Origin of the sequence: Gracilibacillus halotolerans (assembly GCF_014206945.1) — a bacterium.
Classification (GTDB): domain Bacteria; phylum Bacillota; class Bacilli; order Bacillales; family Amphibacillaceae; genus Gracilibacillus; species Gracilibacillus halotolerans.
Genome location: NZ_JACHON010000045.1, coordinates 1 through 3,739, shown reverse-complemented (window position 1 = coordinate 3,739; position 3,739 = coordinate 1). Strand labels below are relative to the sequence as shown.

The window sequence follows — 3,739 nt, the reverse complement described above, 5'->3', positions numbered from 1 at the left end:
AGCAACAAGCTGCATGATTTCTGTTTTTAAAAATACATTTTGGAAATTCTGAAGGTCTTTGTATTTTTTAAAAGAGCAATTATGAAATTGACTCATTTGTAAGCGTATTTTTTTCTATTTAAAATTAGTGAGGTTATAATGTTAGTTGAGACAATAAACAAAGTTACTACTCATCCAACTGAGGAGGAAATGATATGGAATATCGCCAATTAGGTAAGACACATATGAAAATTAGTGAGCTGAGTTTTGGGACATGGGCAATCGGAGGAGCTTGGGGTAAGACAAACGATAAAGAAGCTTTAGATGGCCTAGCACGTGCAATGGATGCTGGTGTGAATTTTTTTGATACAGCAGATGTCTATGGAGATGGCCATAGTGAGGAATTATTAGCGAAGGCAACAAAAGGTAAAGAGGATAAAATTTATGTAGCAACAAAGTTTTGTAGAGCGGGAGATATTCATGACCCAGCTAATTATTCTTATGAGGCAGTTTCTAATTATGTTGAAAACAGTTTGCGTCGACTTCAGCGTGAACAACTTGACCTTATCCAAATTCACTGTCCTCCAATAGAAATATTGCGAGATGGATCTGTATTTGAAGTTTTAGATAAACTTCAAGAACAAGGGAAAATCAGGCATTATGGAGTGAGTGTAGAATCGGTAGAAGAAGGCCTACTGTCGATTGAAAATCCAAATGTAGCTACACTTCAGGTAATATTCAATATCTTCCGTCAAAAAGCTATTACAGAGTTATTCCCTATAACCAAGGAAAAAAATGTAGGAATTTTAGCGAGAGTTCCATTGGCAAGTGGATTGTTAACTGGAAAATTCTCTACCCAACACACTTTCGAGGAAGATGACCACCGAAACTTTAATAAAGACGGTGAAGCGTTTAATGTAGGTGAAACATTCGCCGGTCTTGAGTTTAAAAAAGGTGTAGAATTGAGTCGCCAATTGGAATGGATAGCAGAAGGCCGTGGTAATATGACACGAGCAGCGTTAAAATGGATCTTACATCATGACGCCGTCACTTCGGTTATTCCAGGTTTTAAAACGGTAAAGCAAGTTGAAGATAACTTAAAATCGATAGAGGTGCCAGATTTTACAGAAGCTGAACTAGAACAATTGAGAGAATTTTATGAACAAGAAGTACATGACAATATTAGAGGACCATACTAATAAAAACTGACCATAAAAGGAAATCCGAACTGATTCGTATTGAATAGATGTTCGGGTTTTCTTATGTATAATGGCTTCACTGGTTGCGCAAGCCATAGAATAATTAAAAATACCCTAATAGGAATGCTAAAATTCAGATATCGTGTTATACTTTATGAAGTTAATTTAGAAAGTGGGAGAATTATGCAACGAGGTAGTTTTCAATGGATGAAGTCGTTAAATAAATCAATTATACTTAACAAAATTCGGACAAGCGGTCCCATTTCACGAGCTCAAATTGCTAAGGAAACAGAGTTAACCCCGCCAACAGTTGGCTCTATCGTAAAAGAATTATTGGAACAACAACTAATTAAGGAAAGCCAGCTTGGAGAGTCACAGGGTGGCCGAAAACCGACAATGTTAGTGCTTCATAAAGAAGCTTTTCATATCATTGGTGTCGATGTTGGTCCAGTAGATATTCAGTATATTATATCGAACCTAACTGGAGAAATCATAGCAGAGTCGAAAACGAGCATCGATGAGCAACTTGATAATCAAACATTCCTAGACATGCTAACAGATGGTATTCGTCAATTAATGAATAACCATTCATCGCTAAGATATATCGGTATCGGGGTAGCAATGCACGGAATTGTCGATGCTGAAACTGGAGTTTCTTTATTCGCACCAAATCTATTTCTACGTAATATCCCCATAAAGGAACATCTAGAACAACACTTTGATATGGAAGTAAAAGTAGAGAATGATGCAAAAGCATTTGCATTAGGAGAAGCATGGTTTAATGAAGATATGAGCCATACGAGTATGATTGCAGTTAATATTGGTAGAGGTATCGGTGCTGGTTTAGTAAATGATGGTAAACTATTTAACGGAGCGAATGGTATTGCTGGAGAAATAGGCCACATGATGATCGAACGTAATGGTAGAAAATGTTCGTGTGGTAATGATGGGTGTTTACAAACGATTGCATCTGGCCCAGCCATTGCGTTAATTGCAAAGGAAAAGCTTAAATCTGGTCTAGAAAGTAAACTTCACGAGTTAGTCCATTCCACTACTGAAATCACTGCAGAAACGGTACATAAGGCAGCGATGATGAATGACAAGCTGTCTAAAGAAGTATTTGAAGAAGTTGGTGAATCGCTAGGAATCGCTTTTACCAATATCATTCATACATTTAATCCTGCTCAGATTATTATTGGCGGTGGAGTCGCAAGAGCCGGTGAACTACTGCTTAACCCTATTAGAAAGACAATTGCTTCACGTGCTATTTCAGAAAGAGCAAAGAAAACACCCGTCATCCTATCTAATCTAGACGCATATGGTTCCTCGTACGGAGCTGTTGCACTCATTTTAAGTGACCTTTTTCAACCTTCGTTAAAATAACAAATTTTTACGTGGTATAATAAAGTTAGAATCTTGTAAGCTATTATGTTTACATCTATCTAAAACTATACCTACTAGGACATTATTCATATAGTAGAAAGTTTAATAGCACATGTTTCCTAGCCTCGTAAAAATCAATAGAAGAGAGTTGTATATTATGGAAGAGAAGATACGGTTTAGTTTTCCAATATCCAAAAACCCTCTACCACTTTATATTGAAACGATAGGTTATAATTCATATGAGCTAGATTTTAATCGTCCCGAAGGTTATCCTTATTACCATTGGTTACATACGTGTAAAGGGGAAGGCATTATCGAACTAGAGGGGAAAAAGTATACATTGCCAAAAGGGCGAGCAATCCTGCTAGCACCCTATACACCACATAAATATTATTCTGATCACAACGCGCCTGTTCATTGGGAAACCTATTATATGACGTTCACGGGAGAAGCTATTGAAGCAATATTAAAATCACTAGATATGAACTATACTGCTTTTTATGAACAGACGGATTCAATTAATTTTAATGAACACGTTGATAATATGCTTGAAGTCTTGTCCAATGAGGAAAATCCTGATCACTTTGCCTATGAGATTTCGGGAAAATTGTATCAATTTCTTATGCGTTTAAGAAAATTCGGACAAATGAATGACAAGATATCCGTATTGCAGTCATATGAAAAGATTAAAGATATTGTGGAATGGCTGGAGCAAGTATATCCTCAAGATATAGGCCTTTTAGAAATATCTGAAAAAGCACAGGTCAGCTCCCAACATTTAAATACACTCTTTCATGATACTTTTGGGATTAGTCCGTATTCCTTTCTTGTCCAGTTAAGAATACGAGAGGCAAAGCGACTTCTCATTACGGAAACAGATCGTTCACTAAGAGAAATTGCTCAACTAGTTGGTTTTAATGGTGTAAGCCATTTTGTTGCAACGTTTAAAAAAAGAGAAGGTATGACCCCTAGTCAATATCGTAGCCTGCACTAAATTACAATTAACGGCTCATGAAAGCCCACGACTTTAGTCGTTGGGATGAAATGAGCCAACTACATTAAATACAAACTAATACTTGTGAATTGTTTAAATTTTGCATACAATAATTATTAGATAGGGGGTATCTATCTAATGTCTGACAAATACATTCATAAAAAAGGGATCGTGTATTTAAACC

General features: G+C 36.5%; 3 protein-coding genes. All 3 read left to right on the top strand.

All coding sequences use genetic code 11. The features are described from left to right. Positions 1-194 precede the first annotated feature (194 nt). The 3 genes from GGQ92_RS16155 to GGQ92_RS16145 all read left to right on the top strand — a co-directional run bounded on the left by GGQ92_RS16155 (position 195) and on the right by GGQ92_RS16145 (position 3,555). Entirely contained in the window at positions 195-1,178 is a 984-nt protein-coding gene (locus GGQ92_RS16155; protein WP_184251330.1) for an aldo/keto reductase, read from the top strand. 183 nt (positions 1,179-1,361) lie between these two features. Further along, a complete protein-coding gene (locus tag GGQ92_RS16150) occupies positions 1,362-2,561 on the top strand; it encodes an ROK family transcriptional regulator (protein ID WP_184251328.1) in 1,200 nt (399 codons plus the stop codon). A gap of 157 nt (positions 2,562-2,718) precedes the next feature. Then, positions 2,719-3,555: an AraC family transcriptional regulator gene (locus GGQ92_RS16145; RefSeq protein WP_184251326.1), complete on the top strand. Its 837-nt coding sequence runs from the start codon at positions 2,719-2,721 to the stop codon at positions 3,553-3,555. Positions 3,556-3,739 lie beyond the last annotated feature (184 nt).